This window comes from Blautia sp. AF32-4BH (assembly GCF_003460565.1).
Taxonomy (GTDB): Bacteria; Bacillota; Clostridia; order Lachnospirales; family Lachnospiraceae; genus Fusicatenibacter; species Fusicatenibacter saccharivorans.
This window is the reverse complement of sequence record NZ_QTVL01000001.1, coordinates 476,683-502,176: the sequence shown is the minus strand read 5'-3', so window position 1 is coordinate 502,176 and position 25,494 is coordinate 476,683. Positions and strand designations below refer to the sequence as shown.

Genomic DNA, 25,494 nt, shown 5'->3' with positions numbered 1-25,494 from the left:
TTCTCGTTCTTTTCAGTTCCGGCCGCACCCCGGCTGCCTGAGAGTGTTCCACCAGAGCGCTCCGGATTCTTCTGTCTTATCTCTTTATAAAAGTCCTTTCAGCGGATTAATCGATGCATCCACGGAAAGTACGCCGTTCTTCGGGTTTCTGTCTTCCCATTTCGGGCTGTTCCAGATGGTTTTTGAGATTTCTCCTGCGTAATCCTCGTAGGTCTCTCCCTCCGGATGGCGAAGGAATACTTCATCCGGTGTTTTGCTGAGTGTTCTTCTCGATCCATCGTCTGCCATCAGCTTCTCGAAATCTACTTTTGCAAGGATTCGTTCGTTGTATCCGCGGAAGAGAACCTCGCCTAATTTCTTTCCAGGTCTCGAAAGTGCCAGCACCTGCGGATCGCTTCCGTGACGGAAGGCCGGGATCGCATACAGCTCTTTTAAGTAGCCCCAGATATTTTTGTAATCACGAATCGGTTTCTTCACCGGTCCTACGTTGTGGAAGTAGCTGACATCCCAACGGATCAGAGTGACGTAAGCGCGGACATCGCTGTCGGTGATGTAGTCGCCGAACAGGAAACGGTTCGTCTCCAGCCGTTTGTCCAGCTTATCGAGGGATTCATAGAAATCTTCGTATGCCTCATCGTATGCTTCCGGTGACTGGCAGAATGCCATGCGGTAATGGCCGTTGTTGATATGCGGGAAGAGCCAGTCGTTAAACTCATCGATCTCTTTCCGGAATTTTTTCGGGTACAGGTCCGGCGCATCTTTTGGCTGGAATGGACGGAACTGCACTTCGAGGTAGTTCGTCAGGCGGTGATAATCGTTGTTCACAGCCTTTTTCTCTTTGACATCCACCAGGGTCGGTGTCGTTGCTCTTCCTTTGAAGTCCGGGTTTGCTCTTTTATAGAACTCACTTAAGAAGTAAGCGCCTGTCGCCGGATCCTTGAAATCCAGATACTGTCCGAATGCATGTCCGTAACGGTTTGTCTCGCCGGATGGAGAAACTCTCGTCTCCGAGATCACATCCTGCAGTCCTAAAAGCTCCCGCACGATGATCGGACGGTTGGACCAGTTGCATCCGGTTGCCCAGTAGATCCCGAAGCGGTTTGCTTCTGCTTTCAGGCCGCCTTCTTTATCGCCGAATGGCTGGATAAATGCATTTGGCTGACGGATGAAAGCGCCGCGCTCATCGATCTCTACAAGGGTTTCATTTGGTCTTGGGTCTACTCCGACTTCTGCTGCAAACTGTTCTGCCAGTGCATCTGTGTATTTGATTTCTTCGGTTTCTTTATTTTCAACTGGGGTGAAGCTGCATCCGCATCCGCTCATGTTTTTGTCCTCCGTTTTCTATGTCTGTTTATTATCTATTCTTATGTTGTTCATTCGCATTTCTTTTAAAAAAGGTTAAAAAAATAGCAGGCATTCGTTCCGGCCTGCCCGCACATGCAATTTCTGCTATGCTTTTTCTGCCTGCGAATGTTTCTTATTTTTCTTTATTCTGATTGGAGCTGCAGCAACAGCAACAACACATCTCCATCATTCTGTTCTCCTGCATTCGTCTGTTGTCTGTTTTTTTCATTTGCTGTTCTCCTTTCCTACTAAGTCGATATGTTTAATGTGTTTCTCGATTACATGGCATATTATAATGCATATTTTTTCTATGTGCAACCCCTAAAACGCCTTTTGGTAATTGTTATTTCGATGAATCGATTATAGGTTTTTCCTATTGGTTAGTCATACCAGAAAGATATTACTTATCACACCTGTAGGCTGATTTTGCTTTTTCCCGGCCAACCGCCGCAACTTTTGCAATGTGCTCAACAATTCTTGCCATGGCTTTTTTCTTAAGAAACGATACAATAAAAAACAAAGAACACCACTTGCAAAATACAATGTACTCTCGGAATCTTTCTGTGCTTGTTTTTGTGAGATGATTTTCCGCCAGCCGCAAAGGCAAGTGCAGAAAGATTCCGAGAGTACATTACAAAATAAAGGAGAGTTTTTCTTATGGAAATGACATTTCGCTGGTATGGTTCCAAATTTGATACCGTTACCTTAGAGCAGATCCGCCAGATTCCGGGCGTAACCGGAGTCATCACAACCCTGTACGACACTACCCCGGGCGAGGTGTGGACACGCGAAGCGATTCACGCGTTAAAAGAAGAGGTTGAGGCCTCTGGACTTCACATCTCCGGCATCGAGAGCGTCAACATCCACGACGCCATCAAAATCGGCAGCCCGGACCGTGAGCAGTACATCGATAATTATATTGAAACGTTAAAGCACCTCGGAGAGGAAGACATTCACCTTGTCTGCTATAACTTCATGCCGGTCTTCGACTGGACCAGAACAGAACTCGCACGCGTCCGTCCGGACGGCTCGACCGTACTTGCCTACAAACAGTCCGCCGTAGACGCACTTGTTCCGGAAAAAATGTTTGAATCTATCGCAGGTGATGCAAACGGCGCAATTCTTCCTGGCTGGGAGCCGGAGCGCATGGCAAAAGTGAAAGAGCTCTTTGACGCTTACCGCAATGTGGATGATGAGAAACTGTTTGCCAACCTCAAATACTTCCTCGAACGCATCATGCCGGTCTGCAACGAGTACGACATCAAAATGGCCATTCACCCGGACGACCCGGCATGGAGTGTCTTCGGTCTTCCGAGAATCATCATTAATAAAGAAAACATTCTGCGCATGATGAAGATGGTCGATGACCCGCACAACGGCGTAACCTTCTGCTCGGGTTCCTACGGAACAAACCTGGAGAACGATCTGCCGGATATGATCCGTTCCTTAAAGGGCCGCATCCACTTCGCTCACGTCCGCAATCTGAAATTCCACAGCCAGCAGGATTTCGAGGAGGCCGCACACCTTTCCTCTGACGGCAGCTTCGATATGTATGAGATCATGAAAGCGCTGTACGACATCGGCTTTGACGGCCCGATCCGCCCGGACCACGGACGTATGATCTGGGGCGAGAAGGCAATGCCGGGCTATGGACTGTATGACCGCGCACTCGGCGCGACTTATTTAAACGGACTCTGGGAAGCTATTGACAAGAGTCACAAACGTGGAATTTAAAGGAGGTTTTTACTGATGTCTCTTAACTTAACAGCTGCCGGACTGGCAGATCAAAAAGCGTGGGAAGCCGCAGGCTATGCGCTTCCATCCTATGACCGCGAAGCAATGATCACCCGCACGAAAGAATCTCCGTGCTGGGTGCATTTCGGAGCCGGAAATATTTTCCGTGCCTTCCAGGCAAATACAGCACAGGAACTGCTGAACAACGGTACCTTTGACCGCGGTGTCATCGTTGCGGAGGGCTTCGATACAGAAATCATCCGTGATATGTACCAGCCGCACGATAATTTAAGCATTCTGGTGACCTTAAAAGCCGATGGTTCTGTCGAGAAAACCGTTGTTGGAAGCATCGCAGAATCGCTGGCTGCCGATACGGCGGATTCTCCGGATTTTGCCCGGTTAAAAGAAATCTTTACCAAGGATTCCCTGCAGATGGCGACGTTTACGATCACCGAAAAGGGATATTCCCTGAAAAACGGTGCGGGCGAACTGCTGCCGTCTGTTGCTGCCGATTTTGCTGCCGGACCTTCTTCCGTTACCAGCTATATGGGAAAAGTTGCTTCTCTTTTATATGAAAGATTTCTTGCAGGCGAAAAACCGTTTGCGATGGTCAGCACCGACAACTGCTCCCACAATGGCGAAAAACTTTCCCTTGCCCTGACAGCCTACGCTTCTGCATGGGAAGAAAACAAGCTGGTACAGCCAGGCTTCCTCTCCTATCTGCAGAACCCGGAAAAAGTCAGCTTCCCGTGGACCATGATCGACAAGATCACCCCGCGGCCGGATGGTTCCATCGAAAAGATACTCGAGGAGAACGGCCTCGCTGATGCACAGTCGATCGTCACCTCCCGCCACACCTACGTTGCTCCGTTCGTCAATGCAGAGGAATGCCAGTACCTCGTAGTCGAAGATCATTTCCCGAACGGACGGCCGCCGATGGAAAAGAGCGGATGGATCTTTACCGACCGGGAAACTGTCAACAAAACAGAGCGCATGAAGGTCTGCACCTGCCTGAACCCGCTGCACACCGCACTCGCTGTGTTCGGCTGCCTGCTGGACTATGAACTAATCAGTGAGGAGATGAAAAATCCGGTACTGAAAAAGCTCGTGGAGCGCATCGGATATATCGAAGGACTTCCGGTTGTCACCGATCCTGGTATTCTCTCTCCGAAGCAGTTTATCGATGAAGTGCTGAACATCCGCATCCCGAATCCGTTTATGCCGGATACGCCGCAGCGAATTGCAACCGATACGTCACAGAAGCTGTCGATCCGGTTCGGTGAGACGATCAAATCGTATCTTGCTTCTCCGGAGCTGTCACTCTCGGATCTTCAGGCAATTCCGGCTGTATTTGCGGGATGGCTGCGGTATCTGATGGGCGTGGATGACAACGGCGATGCATTTGATCTGAGCCCGGATCCGCTGCTTGCCACGGTCCGCCCGTATGTGCAGGATCTGAAACTCGGCGCACCGGCTGACCGCGAGACCCTTTCCAAAACTCTGGCTCCGCTGCTCTCCGATGCTTCGATTTTCGGTGTGGATCTGATTTTCGCCGGACTTTCTGACCGTGTGCTGAATGCTTTTGTCTCGATGCTTCAGGGACCTGGCGCTGTGGCAGATACGCTTGCTGCGCTGACTGCTCAATTCTAAAGGGGAGGTATTTCCATATGAAACCTTTTATGGACGCTGACTTTCTGCTGCAGACCGATACGGCGAAAACGCTGTACCACGAGGCGGCTGAAAAAATGCCCATTTTTGACTATCACAACCATCTGAATCCGCAGGAGATTCTCGAAGACCGCCAGATGGAGAATCTGACACGCGTCTGGCTCGGCGGGGATCATTATAAATGGCGTGCCATGCGTGCGATGGGCTTTTCGGAGGATCTGATCACCGGAAACGCCGATGATTACGACAAATATCTGGCGTTTGCCGAGACGATTGAGAACGCGATCGGCAATCCTTTATACCACTGGACACATCTGGAGCTGCAGCGGTACTTCGGCATCACGACACCGCTCTCCCGCGCAACAGCGAAGGAGATCTGGGATGAGGCGAATGCAAAACTGCAGACGAAGGAGTTTACCGTGCGCAATCTGATTCTGAACCAGCATGTGTCGCATCTGTGCACCACCGACGATCCTGCAGATGATCTGCACTGCCATCTGGCATTACAGAAGGAAGACTTTGCCTGCCGCGTTCTGCCGTCCTTCCGCCCGGACCGCGCCGTTCACCTCGAGAAGCCGGATTTCCCGGAATATGTGGAAAAGCTTGCCGCTGCCGCCGGCAGGACGATTGCATCCGCGGAGGATATGGTGCATGCCCTCTCCTGCCGCCTCGACTTCTTCCTCTCCGCCGGCTGCGTTGTCAGCGACCACAGCCTTGAGGGCTGCTTCTATGTGCCATGCACGGCTGCTGAGGCGAATGATGTATTTGAGAAGCGCATGAACGGCGGTGTTCTCACCGAAAAAGAGCTCGGCATGTACAAGGGCTTCCTTCTGACGAACCTCGGACGGCTGTATCATAAGCACAATATCGCCATGCAGCTTCATATTAAAGCACTCCGTAACAACTCGAAGCGGATGTTCCGTGCGCTCGGTGCCGATACCGGCTTTGACAGCATGAACGATTTCGCCTTTGCCCCGATGCTCGGCGCTTTCTTAAACGATATGGACGAGGACGACGCACTGCCGAAAACTGTGCTCTACTCTCTGAACCCGGGCGACAACCCGATGCTTGCAAGCATGGCTGGAAACTTTGCTGCGCCTGGCATCCGCTCGAAAGTGCAGTTCGGTACCGCATGGTGGTTCAACGATCACAAATACGGCATGGAATCCCAGCTTGCGACGCTTTCCAGCATCGGCATGCTCTCTACCTTCATCGGCATGCTGACCGACTCCCGCAGCTTCCTCTCCTTCCCGCGCCACGAATATTTCCGCCGGATTCTCTGCAATCAAATCGGAAACTGGGTGGAAAACGGGGAGTACCCGGCGAACCTGGAGTTTCTGAAAGAGATGGTGGAAAATATCAGCTACAACAATGCGGTTTCGTATTTCCTGTGATTTTCGCATGCCTTATTGACAATTATTCCCACATACCGTACAATAAAAGGGATTACTGATCAACGAAAGGATTACAGAAACATGGACGACTCAGGCAGTATGCCTCGACGATGCTTTATTTTCATCATTTGATAAACGGAGACATAATCTATCTTTGATTCCGCCAGATTCAAGATAGGTTATGTCTTTTTGTACATTTTTTGCATCGTGTCCCGGTTTCCTAAGAAAGGAAAAACAAATGAACAGCGACATTGTGTCACTCATCATCATTCTTATCTGCGTCATGCTCTCAGCCTACTTTTCGGCGACGGAGACTTCCTTCACCTCGCTGAACCGCATCCGCATGAAAAATATGGCAGAAAAAGGCGACAAGCGGGCGGAACTGGTGTTAAAGTTGCTGGAGAACTTTGACAAGCTGCTCTCCACGATTCTCGTCGGCAACAACATCGTCAACATCGGACTCAGCTCCCTTGCCACGGTGCTTTTTATCAAGCTTCTCGGCGGCGACTCCGGTGCGACGGTTTCCACGATCGTAACCACTATCGTGGTTCTGATCTTCGGCGAAGTTTCCCCGAAAAGCATTGCAAAAGAATCTCCGGAGACGATCGCCAAATTTTCCGCACCGTTTCTCCACATTCTGATGATCGTGCTGACCCCGGTGACGTTTTTCTTTTCCCAGTGGAAGAAGCTGCTCTCCCGCATCTTCAAATCCTCGGAAAACCACGGCATCACCGATGAGGAACTGATGACCATCGTCGAGGAGGCGACCCAGGAGGGCGACATCGACGACCAGGAAGGCGATCTGATTCAGAATGCAATCGGCTTCATGGAGATGGAGGCCGCAGAGATCTTTACTCCGCGTGTCAACGTCATCGGCATTCCGCTCGATGCGACGAAATCCGAGATCGCTAAGACTTTCTCCGACACCGGATTTTCCCGGCTGCCGGTGTATGATGATGATATCGACCACATTGTGGGAATTGTGTATCAGAAGGATTTCCACAACCACATTTACCACACCAACAAACCGCTAAGCAGCATCATCCGCCCGGCGCTCTTTGTAACCGAGAATACGAAGGTCGGCCCGCTGCTGAAAAAAATGCAGGCGAAGAAATCGCATATTGCCATTATCATTGATGAATTCGGCGGCACCGACGGTATCATCACCATGGAAGATATCCTCGAAGAGCTCGTCGGCGAAATCTGGGATGAGCATGATGCGGTTGTACAGGAAATCCAGAAAGTTTCCGAAAACGAATACCTCGTGACCGGAACGGCAAGCATCGACAAGGTGTATGAAGAGCTCGATATTGACAAAGAATTTGACGTCTTTACGGTCAGCGGATGGATCATGGGGATCCTCGAGCGCGTGCCAAAGGAAGGCGATCATTTCGTCTCGGATGGCCTCGACGTAACTGTACTGAAAATGGCAGACCGGAGAGTCGACAAGGTACGGATCGTGCGGCTGCCGAAGGATGAAAATGAACAGTAAGTAATTGATACGATTTACACGCAAAAAACGGATCGAAAATCTGGTTTTAAGTTCAGATTCTCGATCCGTTTTTCTTGTCCTATTGTATTTTCTTCTCCACCCGGTACTTCTTCGGCGATATTCCATAGCGCTCTTTAAAAATCCGATGAAAATAACTCATGTTCTCGTACCCGACCCGCTCGCCGATGTCTGCCACGGAAAGTCCTGTCGTTTCCAGCAGATACGCGGCCTGGGTGATGCGTTTGTTCTGGACAAGTTCAGTGTAGTTTTTCCCGGTCAGGCGGCGAATCATGCGGCTTAAGGTGTAAAAATCGTAGTGCAGTTCTTCCGCCAGTTCCGAAAGACTGCCCTCCCGGTAATGTTCCTCGATATAGCGGTATACGCCGAGCAGCATCTCCTGTTCAAAATACTGCTCTCCCACCTGCACGCGTTCGGTGTAGTTCATGAGCTGCAGGAATAAAAGGCCCATCGTAATCTGATTGATGCTCCGCTTATTGCTCTGGTGATGTAAGAGCGTCCAGACGAGATTTTCGATCAGATTCTGCACCGGAAGGACATCCGCGATTCTGTAATGCAGATAACAGAGCGGTACCTCCCCGCTTTTCAGACAGCCGACGATAAAATCCTTTAACTGATTCTCCTCTGCCCCGATCATTCGCAGCGTCTGGTCAAAAAACTCCGGCAGAATCAGAAAGTTGACCGCGATATCGTCACGCCCTGCCGGTTCAATTTCCTGCACTGCATTCTGATTCAGAATCAGCAGCTCACCCGTTTTCAGCTCGATCCGGTCCCCGTTGATGGTGTGCACGGTGCTTCCCTGGCACATGTAGATCATCTCGACATAATTGTGGCTGTGCGCCGGAAAACGAACAAACCGCGTGTGCGGCCGAATATCAATCAATTTTCCCCTCTCCAGCAGCTTTCCCGCATCCATCACAAACTTCTGCCCGCTCGAATACCGCTCCTTTTCCACTTCCGTCTTGCCGTCCAGAATCGCCTGTTCCTCCTCCGTAATCCGGGACAGGTCTGCTATAATTTCCTGTTTCACGATTATTCCTCACATTTTTCACGTTTTTTCTGCTTTCTATTATATTCCATTCCAGTGCAAATAAGCAATGTACTTTTTCTTCTCACTTTCTGATAAATATTCCTTTCCTACGCATCAAAACAGCAAGTGCTGCACTGCCAAGTGAAACGTAACGAAGATTCTCTCTTTACAATTTCACTTTCTTAAAGTATACTTTAAGAAGTTATTCTACTATTCAAACTCTATCGTTCAAGGAGGTTTTTCCATGGAACAGCAGACCTACACCATTCGTGAAATGTCCGAGCGTTTTGGACTTCCGGCCTCTACGCTTCGTTATTATGAGGAGATCGGACTTTTGACGGATGTCATTCATACCGAAAGTAAGAAACGAATTTACACCCAGCAGCACATTGACTGCATGACCGCAATTCTCTGCTTCAAACGCACCGGGCTTCCGATTGCGGGGATTCAGGAGTTTTTCCGGCTTGAGAACGATATCCCGGGAAATATTGACCAGATGGTTGCCATTCTCAAGGAACATGAGCAGAATACACGCGAGAAAATCGAGCGCATGGAATCTGATCTCGAGCATATTCAGCAGAAAGTGCGGTATTACAGCGCGGTTCGCGATGCGATTAAAAATGGGGATGAAATGCCGTCGTGGGATTCCTGCGGCTGTGAGGAGAAGGCGCAGTAGATATCTCTCCAGGCTTTTCCGCCGCAGACACACACAAGTTTCAAAAGAGCAGGTAAGAAAAGGGACCAACATCCACTTTTCTTACCTGCTCTTCTTATTTTTTCTATCACCTTTTCCCTTCATACCCGGAATTTTTTCTGCATTTCCCGCATAAAATCTTTTCCGCGGAAAAAAAACAGCCCGATCAGATACAGCACACTAAGGCCCACGCAGATCACGGACGGCCAGGTAATGCGGACAGTTCCCGTCAGCCACAAAATCGCCGGAACGATTCCTGCTGCTCCGGACTGCATCAGATAAAAAAGATATTCACTGACCTCCATTTTGTACGCTCTTGCCAGAATCTGCATCGTCGCGCCATTCAGAAGAACGGCGAGCGGAATTGCGAAATCGACAGACCAGCCGATCCAGCCCGTCGCATAATCCCACAGAATCGCACCGATCATAATAAAGATCAATTGCCACATACTGTTTTTGAGTGGATTTTTCCGTTTCTGATATCCCACCCGGATCAGAAGCCAGGCGCAGAACACACCCGCTGTCGCATAACCTGCCCACCACATCTGCGGCGTTGCAAGGAAATTCATCATCCAGCAGAGTACGACAGCCGCGATGCAGGTGAAAGAAAAAATTTTCAATCCCAGTTTGGCCGTCCCGTGCGGCTGTTCTTTCTGTCCCGGAAAATCATTTTCCTCCTGTTCACAGGCGATGCCCTCTTTCTGCAGCAGATGCATCAGGTTCCGTTCAATATTGGAATCAGCGATTTTAGATGTGATTCCAAGCACCATGCTGTCACCGTAGGAACAGGAACACATCTGTACTTTGTCGGTGCTGGTGAAAAATCCGAACCGCTCAATATATGTTTCATACTCCGGCGGCATCTGAATCCGGCCGATATTGGAATAGACGGTCGTAATGCTTCGTCCGCCGAGCGTCGTGCCCGCCATCAGCGCCAGATTTTTGATTTCCAGCGGCACGGCGCGCAGCACCGGATTCCGCTCAATCCGCACCAGATCGTTCATACGTGTGGAAATCTCCTGCTTCAGCGCCTCTTTCTGCATCGCGGCTCCCGTGATCTGCAGGGCATCCTCAAACGATGCCTCCGTCCCAAGATCACAGGCAATCTCGATCCAACTCCAGAAATTCGTCATCGATGCAGATGGGAAAAAGTTGCGGAGATTGGCTGGAACCATCAGAGAAACCGGCTTTTTCAGCCTGCTTTTCGGGATTTCTTCATATACCGCATATACCAGCGCCGCCGCAAGGTACGCCGTCACCGACACGCCATGTGCTTTTGCGCACTTATGAACTGCTTCCGCGGAAAGCAGAATCTCAGTAATTTCCATCTCCTCCTGCTCCAGATACTCGCCTTTGATCTGGTATGCCGGGCGGCTTTTTTCTTTTTCATTTTTCTTTCCGGTGTAATACTGTGAAAAGCTGTCCTCCTCGAAATCTGTCTCTGTCAGCATGTCTTCGCTGACCTTTGAAAAGATTTCCTCGGGATGACACAGGATCAGATAATTGCTCACCAGTTCTTTCAGAAACAGCATCGCACCGGTGCCGTCTGTCAGGGCATGGAATACTTCGAAATTGATTCGGGTTTTATAGTAAGAAACCTGGAAAAGAAGCGTTTTGTGGTCGGGTACGTAAATCTCACTGCACGGCGGACGCTTTTCCTCTTCTACTTTTGCTGGCAGATCGCGCTGCTCCAGATAAAACCAGAAAAGACCTTTCCGCAGTACCATGGAAAACACCGGGTAATGCTCCATTGTCTGCTCCAGCGCTTTCTGCAGCAGATCCGCCTGGATGTCCTCTTTCAGCTGGCAGTAAAACCGGAAGACTCTCGTATCCTTTTTTCCGGTGGCCGCCGGAAATGCCTGTGCCGCGTTGTCCAGCTTTCTCCAGCGCGAAGAATGTTCTTTCTTCATTTTCTATGCCTCCTTACGCCTTCCCGTGTGTCAATTGTTTCTTCACTGCTGCTATGTTTTCCAGTTCTTCGTCTGCATTTTTCTGCTGTTTTTCTTTCCTTAAAAATGCATTCATATACTGAAAACTTTCCTGCACATATAGGTGTTCAATGCCAAGCGCAAAATAGCCGTGCAATGCGCCCTTGATCCGATGATGTTCAACCAGATTGCCAGCCCTTTTCAGCTTTTTCGCATAATCCTCGCCCTCATCACGCAGCGGATCGTACTGCGCCGTCAGTACCAGCGTGTCCGGCAGTCCCTGCAGATTTTCTGCCAGTACCGGTGCAAAGTACGGATTTTTGCGGTCTTCTTCGGTCCGCTGATACAGAATTACATAATCTTCCATTTTGACACTGGTCAGAAGGTATCCGGTTCCATTGGTTTTCACGGATTTGTACGGTGATTTCTCTGTGTAACAGGAATTCACCGCCGGATAAATCAAAATCTGTTTCCCCGGCAGCAGTTCTTTTTTGTCCCTCGCCATCAGGCAGACCGCAGCCGCAAGATTTCCTCCTGCGCTGTCGCCCATGATCGTGACATTTTCCGGCGTTACCTCCGGCAGAATCTCCCCGCGCAGCATTGCCTGGGCGGCGGCGTAGCAGTCTTCTAAGCCTGTCGGGAAACGATGCTCCGGTGCAAGACGGTATTCTACCGATACAACAATCTGCCCCGTCGACTGCGCCATGCGCGCGCAGACACGGTCGTATGTCTCCACACTCTCGGTTGTCCAGCCGCCGCCATGGAAGAACAGAATCGCTTCTTTTGCACCATGCTCCTCCATTTTTTCATCCGGGAAGAACAGCCGAATCGGAACCTTGTAGTCCCCATTATATATTTCCATATCCAATTTTCGCAGAAAAATACGGATCGGATCCAGCTTCTTGATATCGGCAAGCCGACGGGCGGATTCTACTTCAATTCCGCCGTAGGACAATACATTTAAAATGGCTTTGACTGCTTTTTTCATTCGCTCTCTCCTCTGTTGCTATTTTTCTGCTTCTGTTTTTCGTCTAGTTGCAATGTACTGCTTCAAAAATTCATACATCTGCTCATCGGTCGGTGGGCAGCCTTTCAGATTGTATTTAAACCCTGAAGTACAACTTCCCACACCAAGCGCCCCGCTCTTTCCCCGGTATCCCTGCCCGATGCAGATTTTTTCGTGGAGTTCCTGCAGCAGTCCTTCCTCCTTCAGCCGGTCGAGCGCCGGGATCAGATAGCCGTAGCAGGCACTGCAGGACTCAACTTCCTCTACGGCATCCTGCAGTTCCACGATCTTCCGTTTTTCCGGAATCACTCTTTTTTCACCAATTTCGCCAATTTGGCGGATTGAAAGCCGTGTGAGATCAGCGCTGCCCACGCCCAACTCTTCTGCCATTTTGACATACGGGACATCTTCTGGCTTATAATGCAGTTCCTCGCAGACATATGCATCGATCAACACCGGATCTAACCCAGCGAAAAGGCGATTCATAATAAACGGATTACCGCCATCCTCAAAGTCAAGGTCTCCGCAGATATTATCCACCAAAATAAAATCCTGATGAATCCCAAGCCCCAGATGCGCAATTGGCCGATGAAGTCCCATGGCATGAAAATGACGTTTTTCTTTATTCGGCAAGAGACCTTTCATGTTTTTCAGTGCGCAGGTAATTTTAGTCTGGCAATGGCCTTTCATGACCGGGACATTGATCATAAAATCCACCTTTTTCGCACATTCGCAAATCTGAAGTTCCATATCACCACACTGCACCGGCATGCTTTTTTCCTTCTGCGCATCGATAAGCGGAACGCTGTACTGTTCCGAAAGCATACGGTATCCACAGACCTCAAACGATTCCTCTGTCTTATCCCCGACCCAGGAACCTTCCATGATTTGAAGGTTAGTAAATCCATTTTCCTGAAGATATTCGATGATCCCCGCAACCACCTCCGGATGTGTCGTCCCTCCAAACTCCGCCGGGACAGGTGCTACCAGATTTGGCTTAATACCGATGAGACTGACCTTCGAAGGAATGAGCGTAGCTAAGGCACATTTGTTCAAAAGCTGTTTTGTCATTTCTTTATATTCCATTCCCTGTATCTGGATAATTTCGTTTTTATTCATTTAGTATTGCGGCCCCTTTATTCTGATTTGATTTTTTCTGACATTCGATATTCTTTAGTATATAATAGTTACTGCTTTCTTTCAACTCATCCAAAAACAAAATCATTTCCTGTGAACTGTAACCATTCCCGTCAGCTCCAGCTTCATAGAAAATTAAGCACTGTATGCTTGTAAGATTTCCAATCGCATTGTATAATAAATGGAAAACGGTACACAGAAAAAGTACCTCATCAGAAAGGAACTGTCATGAGTTTTGAAGATGATTTAAAGGATGTCGGCGACAGTATTGGAAAGCTTGTGGATAACGCTGTAAATTCTCAGGATTTTCAGGAATTAAACCAGAAGATTTCAGACACCATCAACCAGTTTGTCTACCCAAACCGGAAGGGACCATTCCGTGCAAATGGCACACAGGAGCCGTCCCGCGGCTATTCCGCAGATACTTCCTACAGCAGCCAGCATTCTTCCCATAATAATACAGCGCAGCAGACCGGACCGCATCACTATTCCTACGGGCCGGGAGGCACGATGCCGGGTAAGAGCGCGAACCCGGTTCCCAAACCTTCCCATACCTGGCAGACCCCGCAGAATACGGAATGGAACAGCCGCATACAGGAACGTCGTGTACTGCGCGAGCGCTTTATGCCATCCACCGATCTTGCACTTGTCGGCGGATTTCAGACGGCTGCCGGCTGGGGTGTCACCGGACTGTTCGGCTGCTGCACAACGCTTAGTCTGTATTCCTTATTTGCAGGTCCAGACAACAGCGCGCTGATTCCTTCTCTTATTTTTGCCGCATTTACCATCGGCGGCGGCATTCTTCTGAAAAAGGGAAGTAAAAACCGGCGTCTGGTCCGCCATTTCCGCCAGATCTGTACGCTGATCGGCACAAAGGAATATATTTCCACGAAAGAACTCTGCGACAGTATGCACTGTGAGAAAGGTGAGCTTCTGACCGATATTACGACCATGATTGATAAATCCATGCTGCGCCAGGGCCACCTCGACGAGAATGGTACCTGTCTGATGGTGACAAATGACTGCTACGACCAGTACCGCGCAATGCTCGCCAGCCAGAGGGAACAGCAGATTGCTGAGCAGAAAGCACGTGAACAGCTGGAGGCCTCCGGTGTAACGCCGGAATACCAGCAGATGCTGGAAGAATGTGAATCTTATATTCAGAAGATCCATCAGTGCAACCTGGATCTGCCGGGTGAAGTCATCACAGCCAAGCTGAGCCGTCTAGAAACGGTTGTTACCCGGATTCTCGAGGAGGCAAAAAAGCGCCCAAAAGAAGCCGCCGCCCTGCGGAAATTTATGGATTACTATATGCCGACAACCTGGAAGCTGCTCGACGCTTACCGTTCCTTTGAGAACGAACCAATTCAAAGCGACAATATCCTCCGAACCAAGAAGGAAATCGAGGACACACTGGATACCATCAATGCCGCATTCGAAAAGCTGCTTGACGATCTGTTCCAGACAACGGCATGGGATATTTCTTCTGATATCTCTGTTCTGCAGACGATGCTGGCGCAGGAGGGACTGACAAATCAGGCAGGTCCGTCAAAGCAGGATATTGAGCCGCTTCACATGTAACTATTCAAAGCTATACAATTGAAATCAAATCACCGGTTACGTTTCCGTACCGAAGAAAAGGAGAATAGAAAACATGAATGATTTTGTAAAGGACACCACTGAAATTCCAAGCTTAAGTTTCGGCACTCCGGAGCCGGAACCGGAACTTCCGGTACAGCAGCCGGAAGAAAAGAAAGAGGTCATGGATGATTCTGTTCTGTCCGACGAACAGAAAGCCATGGTGGATGCCTTTGTTTCCCAGATTGATCTTGCCAATACAAACGGCATTCTGCAGTACGGTGCCGGTGCACAGAAGAAAATGGCAGACTTTTCCGAGAAAACGCTGGAGAACGTCAGAAGCAAAGATCTCGGGGAAATCGGCGATCTGCTCACCTCTGTTGTGACAGAGCTGAAAACGTTTGACGCTGAAGAAGAAAAGGGACCATTCTCTTTCTTTAAGAAAAGCACGAACAAAATCAATGCAATGAAAGCGAAGTATGACAAGGCAGAGGTGAATGTCAATAAAATCTGTGACGTGCTCGACGGCCACCAGCGGCAGCTTCTGAAAGACATTGCCATTCTGGATCAGATGTATGCACAGAACCTGAATTATTTTAAAGAGCTGACCATGTACATTCTCGCTGGAAAGAAAAAGCTGGAGCTGGTACGTTCCACAGAACTCCGTGATCTGCAGAATAAAGCGCAGATGACCGGAAAGGCCGAAGATGCACAGGCTGCCAAGGATCTCGAAGATCTCTGCAACCGATTTGAGAAGAAACTGTATGATCTGGAACTGACCCGTATGGTTTCGATCCAGACAGCGCCGCAGATCCGCATGCTTCAGAACAGCGATTCTGTAATGGCCGAAAAGATCCAATCCACACTCGTCAACACCATTCCGCTCTGGAAAAACCAGATGATCATTGCACTCGGCGTTCATCACTCGACTGAGGCTGCCAAAGCACAGCGCCAGGTTTCGGATATGACAAATGAGCTTCTGAAAAAGAATGCGGAGAATCTGAAGATGGCAACGATCGAGACTGCAAAAGAATCTGAGCGCGGTATCGTCGATATGGAAACCTTAAAACAGACGAACCAGAGCCTGATCTCTACCCTCGATGAAGTGATGAAGATTCAGGAGGACGGCCGCCAGAAACGTGCCGCCGCTGAAGTTGAGCTGGTACAGCTCGAAAATGATATTAAGAAAAAAATGCTGGAGCTTTCTGCAGGCGGACAGCACTGATACTTTTTGTATCCTATATGAAAAAAACGGAGAAACCGCTTTTTCTGTGGTTTCTCCGTTTTTTACGTCCTGTCTTACCCTTATCTCGGGCGTTCTGCCTTTTCATTCTTTCTTCGGTATTCCGTGAAATAAAATTCAATATCAAAGCAGGTCTGCTCATCGCCCTCTTCTACCATCTCCCAATCCGGTGATTCGTCAAGATCCTCAAAGAAGGTATCCGCCTGATACGTCATGTCAATTCGTGTGACGTATGCCGTATCACAGTATGGGAGAAGCTGACGGTAAATTTCTCCGCCGCCCGCAACATAAATATCGTCGTCCTCATACGGCTTTAATACTTCCATCAGCTCTTTGATACTGTGGACAACGGTTGCGCCGCGGACAGTCCATTCCGGATCACGGCTTAAAATAATATTCGTTCTGCCTTTTAAGGGCTGCCCTGCCGGTAGTGTAGCAAGTGTCTTTCTTCCCATCACGACAACGTGTCCCATCGTAGTTTCACGGAAGAATCGCAGATCAGACGGAATACTTACCAGCAGCCGTCCCTGATATCCCAGACCCCATTTGCGGTCCGCACTTAAAATTGCTTTCATTTTGTTTCCTCTTTCTGTGTTATTTTCTCATCCATACTGCCGGAACGGAACCCTTCCAGATCCATCGTCAGGTAAGAAAAGCCGAGCTTTTTCAGATATGCAATCATTTCTTCTCTCTTCTCAAGCACTTCCCCCATACGCTCCGGTGAGATTTCAAGACGCACCACATCGCCATGTACACGCAGACGGAGATTCTCTTCCGCACCGAACAGCGTATGAAGCCATGCTTCGCCGTCCGCAATCCGATCCAGAACGTCATAGTTAATTTCTGCCCCGTAGGGAAGGCGTGTCGCCATACATGGAGTGGATGGACGGTGTGCTACGGAAACGCCGTACTTTGCAGCAAGTGCTTTTACCTCTGTTTTTGTCACATGACACGCTGCAAGCGGGCTGATGACACCATATTCTCTCAGCGCTTTTCGCCCCGGCCGGTAGACATGAAGGTCATCCTCATTTGTTCCGTCGAGTACCTGGGTGACACCGTGATCGCGGGCAAATTCCAGAAGTTTCCCAAATAGATAGTGCTTACAGAGATAGCAGCGGTTTTCCGGATTGTAACGGATTGCCTCCTGCTCCAGCTCATCAACAAAAAGGACCTCATGAACAGCGCCAACCTCCTTTGCTACTCTTGTCGCTGTCTCCAGGTCGCAGGGCGGATGCAGCCGTGTCTGAAAGGTTACTGCATAAACCTTTGTTCCATATTTTGCAGATGCATCCATGACAAGCTTCAGCAGCAGACTGCTGTCCACACCGCCGGAGAATGCCAGACAGAGATCCTGTTTTGCAATCTCGTCAAGTTGGGTAAGCAATGCCTTTTCCTTATTCTGCATATCTGTTTTCTGTTCTGTCCGGTTCTTTTTCTTTTCCTGTAATTCCATCGTATCTGTCTTCCTTTCCTGTAAAATGGCCGATGTCTTCTTATCAGAAAATCCATCGGCGGCACTGCTGCCCCGATGGATTTTCTCATACAGGTATTCCTGTTCTATTTTTTATCGATATGTCGGATCGCTTCCGAAAGCACCGCCTGTCCAGGTATAACGGGTCGGGTTTGTCAGCGGATAATCCAGATTGTCGCCAATGCGGACCGTTGTTCCGCTGCTGACGTTATCATAAATCCATTTTGCATCGATTGCAGTCAGTCTGACACAACCATGTGACATCGGTGATCCCAGGGAATTGAAGTCTACGGCAGAGATCATATTCAGATCCGGTGTGCTGCTTGCTACGCCATGGAAGTAAACAGCGTCATAAATCTGTGATACATATGGTGCCCAGCACACATAATCTTCACCTCTCATTTGCTTCTTTTTCAACTGCCAGCCGATTTTATATGTTCCTGCTGCAGTGTAACTGATTGGATTTCCTACGGAGCAGATCATTGATTTGATCGGGGTATCGTAAGAACCGGTTGCACTGTTATAGCCGTAAATGGTGACACGTCCGCGGGTTCTGTCTACTGTGATGTATTTGGATGACGGATTGAAGATGCTTGTCACATCCTCCATCAAAGAACCGTCTGCTTTGCGGTAACGGCGGTATTTTCCGATGTACTCCCATCCTTCCGTGATTCTGCGTCCGGAAGCATCGAATTTGTACTGTTTTCCATTGATCGTAGCGGTGCAGTTCTGATATCTTCCGCCCCAGCTGCGGAAATAATACTGAGAACCGTTCAGTGTCAGCCACTGATCATGGTACATGCCGCCCCAGCTCTTGAAGTAGTACCAGTTCTTATCATGAAGAATCCACTCGTCATGTGCCATGCCGCCCCAGCTCTTCATGTAATAATAGTTACCGTCATGGTAAACCCAGCCGGTCAGCATTTTTCCATCTTTATCCAGATAATAATAATTTTTATCATAGAGGAACCAGCCTTTTTGCGTCCGTTTGGTTCCATCTGCATTAAACCAGTACCAGGTATCGCCGGACTTGCCCCATTCGTTTTTATACATACCACCCCAGCTCTTGAAGTAGTATTTTCCATCGAGCCATTCATTGGCAAGCATGGTTCCATCGGATTTCAGATAATACTTATTTCCTTTGTAGGTCAGCCAGCCGCTGGTATATTTCTTTCCATTTCCGTCAAAATAATACCATACATTGTTGACTTTTGCCCATGCGTTTTTGTAGGCCGCACCCCAGCTGCGGAAGTAATAGGTGTTATCCAGCCACTCATTAAAAGCCATTTTTCCATCGGCTTTCAGATAATAGCTGTTTCCATTGTAATCCAGCCAGGAATTCGTCAGCAGTTTTCCGCCGTCTGCAGTTGCCCAGTACCAGATTGTCTGCGTGCTGGTTTTAATTTTTTTCCATCCTGTTGTCGTCGAAACGGCTCCGTCAGCACCAACGTAATAATAATTTCCATTATAGCTTCCAACATCGTTGACACACATGCCGCCCCAGCTCTTGAAGAGATACATGGTTCCGTTCACATTCAGCGCGTTGTCTTCCATATGACCGTCTTCATGGAGATAATATTTATTTCCATCGTAATTGAACCAGCCTGTCCGTACGCCGCCCCAGCTGCAGAAGCTGTACCATTTTCCATCAATCTGTGCCCAGCCGGATTTATTTTTCTGATTACCGGTTTCCATCTCGAAACTTCCATCTTTCAAATTTCCGTTTGCATCAAAGGAAGCTGGTTTCATATAGTAGATTGCTGTATCTACCTTTTGCCATCCTGAAAGAAGTTCCCCTGTTTCCGCATCCACTAAGTACCAGTTAGAGCCAACCGTCAACCAGCTTACCGTACGATCTCCCTGCTGATACGCATTGTGATTTCCAAGAGATACAGTGCTGTCTTCTGCATTCAGATAATAGGTATGCGTTACATTGTTTTCATCAACAACAGTCTGGAAACCTGCCTCTTTTACGCGGGTTCCATCATTGCCAAACAGATATGTTACATCTCCTACTTTCTGAGTTGTGCTCCAGACTGCATAGCCTTCTTCATCGGCATAGTAATCATCCACACTGCCATCCTCAAATTTGATGGTAACAAGTTCATTTTTTTTCAGTTCCGGTGCAAATACTTTTCCTTCACAAATACCCTGCTGTCTCGAACCAAGTTCATCTTTTGCAGGATCTTCCCCTTCTGTCTCAAAGTAGTAGATTCCGGTTTTTCCATCTTCATCCGTCAGCTCTACTTCACCGGTCAGCATATAGCCATTTTCGTCAAACGCATAATCGACGCCGTCGATTTCTATTGGTCCGGTAGCAGCTACCACCTTATTATTCTCATCCAGAACTCCGTACTGAAACTGTTTCTTTCCATCTTTTTCAACGCTGTTCCAGCCTTCCTTCAGATTACTTACTTCCGGAGCCGGAGTTGCGCTCGGCGTCGGTGTCTCGGAAGGGGTCTCAGTTGGTGTTACGGTTGGTGTTGCGGTCGGCGCCTCGGTTGGAGCCGGAGTCTCACTCGGTGTAACCTCTGGGGTCTCAGTTGGTGCCGGAGTCGGAGTCGTTTCTTCGTCTTCGGCCTGAGCTACAGTATCACTTTCCGAATTTACCGGTAATGGACTGGTTTCTGTAGAAGCTGCATATGCACCGGCTGGTGTAACACTTACCATGACGCCAAGTACGGCTGCGGCCAGAAACTTTCTTTTCATTCTTATTCATCCTCCCATTTTTTTACTCTTATACAATTTATAGCTTACTACATTTTTCCATCTATTTCAAGTTATCCGCCGGTAAAATACCTTACAAATTTCTTATGGTTTTTTCCTGTTTTTCGGGCAGAAAAAACCTCCTGACCCCGGTTTTCTGACCGGAAACAGAAGGCTTTTTACTGTTCTTTTATTCGTTTACCGTGGTAGATCCATAGATCTCTGTCTGAAGTCTCGAGATGGTTGCTGCGAAGTCCGGAACAAGCATCTCACCCTTGCTGGAGTACAAGTCGTCGTACGGTACACGGCTCTGTACAATCTCGTAGGACAGAATTGTCGGCAGCTCTCCGATCAATGTCATCAATGTAGACTGATCAATGTTATGGGTAACACTTGGAAGAATGGTATCCGCCAGTGCACTCAGTTCTGTTACGCTTGACGATTTCATTTTCTGCATCATCTTGCTTAAAACCTCTCGCTGACGCTCCGTTCTCTGATAATCAGAATTTCCAACGTAACGGATTCTTGCATATGCAACTGCCTGATAGCCATCCACATGCTGCTCTCCGCCTGCTGTATACTGATGGGCGGAAGCATCCACATTACGGAGTCTGCACATTTCATCAACATATTGGTTCGCTACACGGATTTCATCATCGCTCGGCGAAAGCTCGATTCCGCCGATGGCATCGATAATGTCAATCATGGAATCGAAGTCAACACTTGCATAATTGTCAATCGGCAGTTTGTAGTTGTCCTCGATGGTTCGTACAACCAGCGGACCGCCGCCATATGCGCAGGCTGCATTCAGTTTTTTCACACCGACATCCGGGATATTTGCATACAGGTCACGCATAAAGGATGTCATGTGGATCTGTTTTGTATCTTTATTGATGGACATCAGAATCATGGAATCGGAGTTTCCATACCACGTTTTGTCACGACGGTCAACACCGATCAGCAGAATGTTGTACACGTTATTGTTGTTTGGAAGTTCAATGTCCTGTGTCTCATTTAAAATCTCAGACTGCAGGGCATCCGTCTCCTCATCAGTCAACCCGGTACTTTCTGTCTCAACCTCTGTGGATTTATTGATCGTGATTTTATCATCGCTTACGTAGTTACTCTTGCTGTAATAGTGATTGATTACAGCATAGACACCGACGAGCACAACCAGTACAACTACGAGAAGGATGGTGAGCACATTAACCCAGCCGAATTTCTTCTTTTTCTTTCCTGAGGAATGGCGTCTTTCCGGGATTTCATCCTCGTCATCATATTCTTTTCTCATAACGACCTCTTTCATTTTCTTATTTTCCGGTATTTTCCAGCCGGATATCGTTTATAATATAGTCAAAAAACGGACTGCTGTCAAGTGTGCAGTCCGTTTTGATTGATTTCCGTTTGCAGTTCTTTTCCTACCGCTGCATTTTCTCCCACTGGTTCAGTGCAGCCTCAATGACTTTATCCATATCGTAATACTTGTATTCTCCAAGTCTTCCGCCAAAGATAACTTTCTCTTCTTTTTCCGCAAGTGCGGCATATTTCTGATAAAGTTCCTGGTTTCTGGCATCATTCACCGGGTAGTACGGCTCCATCCCCTCTTTCCAGTCGGTGGAATACTCTCTGGAAATGACGGTCTTTTTCTGGGTTCCGAATTCGAAATGCTTATGTTCGATCACACGCGTATACGGTGTCTCCCGATCGGTGTAGTTTACTACAGCCACGCCCTGATAATTGTCGGTATCCAGCACTTCTGTTTCAAAGCGCACCGTACGGTATTCCAGCTTGCCAAGTGCATAATCGTAAAACGCATCAATCGCTCCGGTGTAAATCACCTTCTCACCCATCGCCAGGTACTTTCCTTTATCTTCCAGAAAATCAACACCTGTCTGTACATCCGCTTTTTCAAAAAGCCGCTCTGTCAGAACGTTATAGCCGCCAATCGGAATTCCCTGATAAAGGTCATTGAAATAGTTGTTGTCATACGTAAAGCGCACCGGAAGCCGTTTGATGATAAAGCTCGGCAGCTCACTGCAGTCTCTTCCCCACTGCTTTTCTGTATAACCCTTGACCAGCTTTTCATAAATATCTTTTCCAACCAGTTTGATCGCCTGCTCTTCCAGATTTTTCGGCTCTCCCGGAACAGCTTTTCTCTGCTCTTCGATGATTGTTTTCGCCTCTTCCGGTGTGCGGATTCCCCACATTTTACTGAAGGTATTCATATTGAACGGCATATTATAAATTTCGCCTTTGTAGTTGGCAATCGGCGAGTTTGTATAACGGTTGAATTCTGCCAGCGAATTGACAAACTGCCACACCTCTTTATTCGAAGTATGGAAAATATGCGCTCCATACTTGTGTACATGAATTCCCTCGATTTCTTCACAGTAAATATTTCCGCCTGTATGATCTCTTCGTTCCAGTACAAGACAGCTTTTCCCTGCCTGACCGGCAAGATAAGCAATCACTCCGGAATACAGACCGGCGCCAACCAGAACATAATCATATTTCTTCATTGTTCTTTCTCCTTACAGTTCTTCCCCAAGTCCCGTCCGGATGGAATTGACAAGGAACTGCAGAGCTTCCTCCTCGTCCTCTCCCTCGCAGAACAGCTCAATTTCGTCTCCGCATTTGACGCATGCGCCAAGGACGCTTAAGACGCTCTTTGCATTTGCTGTATTTCCATCTCCGTAGTGGAATGTAATAGATGATTTAAACTGCATTGCCTGTTTGCACAGGGTTCCGGCCGGGCGAAGATGAAGGCCGGTTGGATTTTTCACGGTCACTTTTCCGCTTACCATTGGTTTCCCTCCTAATTTGTTCCTGTCGTTTTATTTGCTACTGCTTTTTCTTTGATATGAATCGTTGTCTTGACACTGTCTACGAGCTCATAGCCATCCGGCAGTGTGATTTTTACCGGTACCTCGTAATCCCCGACACCCATTCCATTCAGATCTATGGATGCGTTGATCTGGGAAGTATCTAATTTGGCCAGATTTTTGTCCGATGCTTTAATGCGGATTGCAAGCTGTGTCTGATCATACAGAACGGTATAAGTGGACTGAAGATTGCCCGTCTCGATCTGATCGACATCAAGTTCAAATTCCCTGCTCTCATTCGGCATAACCGTTACGTGAACGGTAACGGATGCAGACGAACTGGAAGATACTTTCAGATCTGTCACATCGGCGAGAACATCGCTTAAGTCAACCGTCGTCTCCACATCGGAGCGCTGTCCTGCAACGGAGGTATAGTCTTCCGGAATTTCAATCGTATTGCCTTCATCCGCCAGCTTTGCAAGTGCCTCCTCGGATCCGGCAACGGTGATTTCCTCCGGTGTGGTATAGATATTTTTAATCTGATAGCCGTCTGCCGGAGTTCCGCTGTACAGTGCACTCAGCTTAATACCGGATACACGGCGCCACAGTTCAATATCCACATCCACCTGCGGGGAGCCGCTGTCGAAATTCAAAAATTCCATCTGGGATTCCGGCATCTCATCCTGGTTTTTATCAATAATCATCAGATCCGCCGTGACGGTTCCGGAATTCCGCATATTGGTTACATCTACTTTTGCCACCACACTGCTGATCTTATTGATCAGGGACGTCGGGCCGGAAATGGTGATGCTCTCCGGATCGGAAGTCATCGTTCCCACTTCGTAATCTTTTGCCGGTTTCGTATTTCCTGCGTCAATTGTGATCGGGAATTTTTCGCTGTCCACATCCTCGATTTCCACAGGGATCGTTGCTGTCACTGTGCTCAGTTTTTCCTGTTTTACCATGGAGCACGCTGCCTTGATCGGCACATAAACCGGGTTTGTATCCATCGTCACAATCTGGGTCAGATCGGCCGTGACGGTGATATCCGATGCCTTCAGCCGGCTGACAACCGAGTTGTTGTCCGTGACAGTAACCGTGACCGTCTGGTATTCCTCCGCAATCTGGTATGTTTTCTTTCCGGCTGCGATGTAGGCTTCATTGGTCACCTGCACGGGGACATCAAAGCGCTCTTTCACAATCGGGTCATTCACACTGACCACAACGTACCAGATTACAATGGCAATCAGGATAGAAAGAATTTTCAAAGGGAGATTGTTCAGAAGCTTTTTCAGAATTTTCTTTTTCATTTCTTCTCTCCCTCCACTTTCTGACGCATTCCGCGGATATGCCATCCTTTCTTCTCTTCCGGTTTTTTCGCGAGCTTCTGGATTTTGTGAAGCTGCTCCCGAAGGTCGCTCGGTGTTACTGCCGTGTGGAGTTCTCCGCCGGAAGCATACGACACATTTCCGGTTTCCTCGGAGACAATAATCGTAAAGGAATCCGTCACCTCACTGATGCCGACACCTGCACGGTGGCGTGTTCCAAGATTCTTGTTCAGATCCATGTTGTCGGACAGCGGCAGGTAACATGTTGCTGCCGTGACACGGTTGTTCCGTACAATCACGGCTCCGTCGTGCAGCGGCGTATTGTGTTCGAAAATATTGATCAGCAGCTGGCTGGTCAGAACGCCGTCAATCGGGATTCCGGTCTTTTCATATTCCTCCAGGGTGATGGTCTTTTCGATGACGATCAGCGCTCCGGTCTTTACTTCTCCCATTTCAAAACTGGCCCTTACCAGTTCATTGATGGTTTTGTCACTGAACCGTTCATTTTCCTCCTGGCCGCTCGCAAAAGAAATGGCAGACAGCGGATTCTTTTCTCCAATCTGCTCGACCACTCTTCGAAGCTCCGGCTGAAAGATAATTACAACCGCTGTGATCGCCGCCCCGCCGATGTTTCCGAACAGCCACAGAATCGTCTGCATTTTCAGCACGTTTGCAATGATGACAAAGACACCAATCAGAAAAATACCTTTCATCAGCGTATAGGCCTTTGTATTCTGCAGCCAGCGGATCAGGTGATAGACGAAAAATGCAATGAGCAGAATCTGCACAATATCAATCAGTTCAATTTGTTTTGGCAGCCCGTAGTCTGCCGTTCTTGTGACAATCCAGTTCCACACGCCACGCACACTGTCACTTCCTTTCTTTTCCCCCGGCCGGTTTT

20 protein-coding genes are annotated in these 25,494 nt (G+C 48.4%); 7 read left to right on the top strand and 13 right to left on the bottom strand.

Annotated features, from left to right (window positions below):
• Positions 1-84 precede the first annotated feature (84 nt).
• Entirely contained in the window at positions 85-1,323 is a 1,239-nt protein-coding gene (locus DWZ44_RS02330) for a glutathione S-transferase C-terminal domain-containing protein (protein WP_117801471.1), read from the bottom strand.
• A gap of 678 nt (positions 1,324-2,001) precedes the next feature.
• On the opposite strand from DWZ44_RS02330, the gene uxuA reads away from it, so the two are divergent.
• The 4 genes from uxuA (at position 2,002) to DWZ44_RS02310 (ending at position 7,632) form a co-directional block, all read left to right on the top strand.
• Positions 2,002-3,078: a mannonate dehydratase gene (gene uxuA, locus DWZ44_RS02325; protein ID WP_117804134.1), complete on the top strand. Its 1,077-nt coding sequence runs from the start codon at positions 2,002-2,004 to the stop codon at positions 3,076-3,078.
• Between the two features lie 15 nt (positions 3,079-3,093).
• The gene (locus tag DWZ44_RS02320; RefSeq protein ID WP_117804133.1) at positions 3,094-4,728 is read left to right on the top strand and encodes a mannitol dehydrogenase family protein; all 1,635 of its coding nucleotides are present in this window, start codon (positions 3,094-3,096) and stop codon (positions 4,726-4,728) included.
• Between the two features lie 17 nt (positions 4,729-4,745).
• On the top strand, positions 4,746-6,140 hold the full coding sequence (gene uxaC / locus DWZ44_RS02315; RefSeq protein ID WP_117804132.1) for a glucuronate isomerase: 1,395 nt from the start codon (positions 4,746-4,748) through the stop codon (positions 6,138-6,140).
• A gap of 238 nt (positions 6,141-6,378) precedes the next feature.
• Positions 6,379-7,632 (top strand): HlyC/CorC family transporter, encoded by a 1,254-nt coding sequence (locus tag DWZ44_RS02310; RefSeq protein WP_117509487.1) that lies wholly within the window; start codon positions 6,379-6,381, stop codon positions 7,630-7,632.
• 79 nt (positions 7,633-7,711) lie between these two features.
• Here DWZ44_RS02310 and DWZ44_RS02305 read toward each other — a convergent pair whose 3' ends face one another.
• The gene (locus tag DWZ44_RS02305) at positions 7,712-8,680 is read right to left on the bottom strand and encodes an AraC family transcriptional regulator (protein WP_117804131.1); all 969 of its coding nucleotides are present in this window, start codon (positions 8,678-8,680) and stop codon (positions 7,712-7,714) included.
• A 244-nt stretch (positions 8,681-8,924) separates the two neighbouring features.
• Between DWZ44_RS02305 and DWZ44_RS02300 the strand changes: the two genes are divergently transcribed.
• Positions 8,925-9,356: a MerR family transcriptional regulator gene (locus DWZ44_RS02300; protein ID WP_055227315.1), complete on the top strand. Its 432-nt coding sequence runs from the start codon at positions 8,925-8,927 to the stop codon at positions 9,354-9,356.
• Positions 9,357-9,475: 119 nt separating this feature from the next.
• On the opposite strand, the gene DWZ44_RS02295 is transcribed toward DWZ44_RS02300, so the two are convergent.
• From DWZ44_RS02295 to DWZ44_RS02285, 3 genes are read right to left on the bottom strand one after another with little or no spacing between them, the layout of a single operon-like run.
• Positions 9,476-11,284 carry a DUF6320 domain-containing protein gene (locus DWZ44_RS02295; RefSeq protein ID WP_117804130.1) on the bottom strand — a complete coding sequence of 603 codons (1,809 nt, stop codon included), beginning with the start codon at positions 11,282-11,284 and terminating at the stop codon, positions 9,476-9,478.
• Positions 11,285-11,297: 13 nt separating this feature from the next.
• Positions 11,298-12,290, bottom strand: coding sequence for an alpha/beta hydrolase (locus DWZ44_RS02290; protein ID WP_117761068.1), 993 nt, complete (start codon positions 12,288-12,290; stop codon positions 11,298-11,300).
• 18 nt (positions 12,291-12,308) lie between these two features.
• Positions 12,309-13,427, bottom strand: a complete 1,119-nt coding sequence (locus DWZ44_RS02285; protein WP_117804129.1) for a DUF362 domain-containing protein — start codon at positions 13,425-13,427, stop codon at positions 12,309-12,311.
• A 246-nt stretch (positions 13,428-13,673) separates the two neighbouring features.
• Here DWZ44_RS02285 and DWZ44_RS02280 point away from each other — a divergent pair, with 246 nt between their 5' ends.
• Together DWZ44_RS02280 and DWZ44_RS02275 are read left to right on the top strand one after the other, a co-directional pair.
• The gene (locus tag DWZ44_RS02280; RefSeq protein ID WP_117804128.1) at positions 13,674-15,026 is read left to right on the top strand and encodes a 5-bromo-4-chloroindolyl phosphate hydrolysis family protein; all 1,353 of its coding nucleotides are present in this window, start codon (positions 13,674-13,676) and stop codon (positions 15,024-15,026) included.
• Between the two features lie 73 nt (positions 15,027-15,099).
• Positions 15,100-16,248, top strand: coding sequence for a toxic anion resistance protein (locus tag DWZ44_RS02275; RefSeq protein WP_117509496.1), 1,149 nt, complete (start codon positions 15,100-15,102; stop codon positions 16,246-16,248).
• 80 nt (positions 16,249-16,328) lie between these two features.
• On the opposite strand, the gene DWZ44_RS02270 is transcribed toward DWZ44_RS02275, so the two are convergent.
• The 8 genes from DWZ44_RS02270 to cdaA all read right to left on the bottom strand — a co-directional run bounded on the left by DWZ44_RS02270 (position 16,329) and on the right by cdaA (position 25,459).
• Positions 16,329-16,841: a dihydrofolate reductase gene (locus DWZ44_RS02270; protein WP_055218639.1), complete on the bottom strand. Its 513-nt coding sequence runs from the start codon at positions 16,839-16,841 to the stop codon at positions 16,329-16,331.
• A complete protein-coding gene (gene larE / locus DWZ44_RS02265) occupies positions 16,838-17,719 on the bottom strand; it encodes an ATP-dependent sacrificial sulfur transferase LarE (protein WP_330410110.1) in 882 nt (293 codons plus the stop codon). Before larE ends, DWZ44_RS02270 begins: the two co-directional genes overlap by 4 nt.
• Before the next feature lie 111 nt (positions 17,720-17,830).
• The gene (locus tag DWZ44_RS02260) at positions 17,831-20,446 is read right to left on the bottom strand and encodes a L,D-transpeptidase family protein (protein ID WP_117761058.1); all 2,616 of its coding nucleotides are present in this window, start codon (positions 20,444-20,446) and stop codon (positions 17,831-17,833) included.
• Between the two features lie 187 nt (positions 20,447-20,633).
• Positions 20,634-21,734 carry an LCP family protein gene (locus tag DWZ44_RS02255; RefSeq protein WP_158565815.1) on the bottom strand — a complete coding sequence of 367 codons (1,101 nt, stop codon included), beginning with the start codon at positions 21,732-21,734 and terminating at the stop codon, positions 20,634-20,636.
• 127 nt (positions 21,735-21,861) lie between these two features.
• Positions 21,862-22,962, bottom strand: coding sequence for a UDP-galactopyranose mutase (gene glf / locus DWZ44_RS02250; protein WP_117804127.1), 1,101 nt, complete (start codon positions 22,960-22,962; stop codon positions 21,862-21,864).
• Between the two features lie 12 nt (positions 22,963-22,974).
• A complete protein-coding gene (locus DWZ44_RS02245; RefSeq protein WP_022462230.1) occupies positions 22,975-23,247 on the bottom strand; it encodes an HPr family phosphocarrier protein in 273 nt (90 codons plus the stop codon).
• 11 nt (positions 23,248-23,258) lie between these two features.
• A complete protein-coding gene (locus tag DWZ44_RS02240; RefSeq protein ID WP_158554979.1) occupies positions 23,259-24,575 on the bottom strand; it encodes a CdaR family protein in 1,317 nt (438 codons plus the stop codon).
• Positions 24,572-25,459, bottom strand: coding sequence for a diadenylate cyclase CdaA (cdaA, locus tag DWZ44_RS02235; RefSeq protein WP_330410111.1), 888 nt, complete (start codon positions 25,457-25,459; stop codon positions 24,572-24,574). Before cdaA ends, DWZ44_RS02240 begins: the two co-directional genes overlap by 4 nt.
• Positions 25,460-25,494 lie beyond the last annotated feature (35 nt).

Coding starts and splice junctions, on each gene's coding strand:
- DWZ44_RS02320 (WP_117804133.1), top strand. CDS start 3,094: ATGTCTCTTAACTTAACAGCTGCCGGACTGGCAGATCAAAAAGCGTGG.
- DWZ44_RS02240 (WP_158554979.1), bottom strand. CDS start 24,575: ATGAAAAAGAAAATTCTGAAAAAGCTTCTGAACAATCTCCCTTTGAAA.
- uxuA (WP_117804134.1), top strand. CDS start 2,002: ATGGAAATGACATTTCGCTGGTATGGTTCCAAATTTGATACCGTTACC.
- glf (WP_117804127.1), bottom strand. CDS start 22,962: ATGAAGAAATATGATTATGTTCTGGTTGGCGCCGGTCTGTATTCCGGA.
- DWZ44_RS02285 (WP_117804129.1), bottom strand. CDS start 13,427: ATGAATAAAAACGAAATTATCCAGATACAGGGAATGGAATATAAAGAA.
- DWZ44_RS02260 (WP_117761058.1), bottom strand. CDS start 20,446: ATGAAAAGAAAGTTTCTGGCCGCAGCCGTACTTGGCGTCATGGTAAGT.
- DWZ44_RS02300 (WP_055227315.1), top strand. CDS start 8,925: ATGGAACAGCAGACCTACACCATTCGTGAAATGTCCGAGCGTTTTGGA.
- DWZ44_RS02295 (WP_117804130.1), bottom strand. CDS start 11,284: ATGAAGAAAGAACATTCTTCGCGCTGGAGAAAGCTGGACAACGCGGCA.
- DWZ44_RS02275 (WP_117509496.1), top strand. CDS start 15,100: ATGAATGATTTTGTAAAGGACACCACTGAAATTCCAAGCTTAAGTTTC.
- DWZ44_RS02255 (WP_158565815.1), bottom strand. CDS start 21,734: ATGAGAAAAGAATATGATGACGAGGATGAAATCCCGGAAAGACGCCAT.
- DWZ44_RS02310 (WP_117509487.1), top strand. CDS start 6,379: ATGAACAGCGACATTGTGTCACTCATCATCATTCTTATCTGCGTCATG.
- larE (WP_330410110.1), bottom strand. CDS start 17,719: ATGGAATTACAGGAAAAGAAAAAGAACCGGACAGAACAGAAAACAGAT.
- DWZ44_RS02280 (WP_117804128.1), top strand. CDS start 13,674: ATGAGTTTTGAAGATGATTTAAAGGATGTCGGCGACAGTATTGGAAAG.
- DWZ44_RS02270 (WP_055218639.1), bottom strand. CDS start 16,841: ATGAAAGCAATTTTAAGTGCGGACCGCAAATGGGGTCTGGGATATCAG.
- DWZ44_RS02290 (WP_117761068.1), bottom strand. CDS start 12,290: ATGAAAAAAGCAGTCAAAGCCATTTTAAATGTATTGTCCTACGGCGGA.
- uxaC (WP_117804132.1), top strand. CDS start 4,746: ATGAAACCTTTTATGGACGCTGACTTTCTGCTGCAGACCGATACGGCG.
- DWZ44_RS02245 (WP_022462230.1), bottom strand. CDS start 23,247: ATGGTAAGCGGAAAAGTGACCGTGAAAAATCCAACCGGCCTTCATCTT.
- DWZ44_RS02330 (WP_117801471.1), bottom strand. CDS start 1,323: ATGAGCGGATGCGGATGCAGCTTCACCCCAGTTGAAAATAAAGAAACC.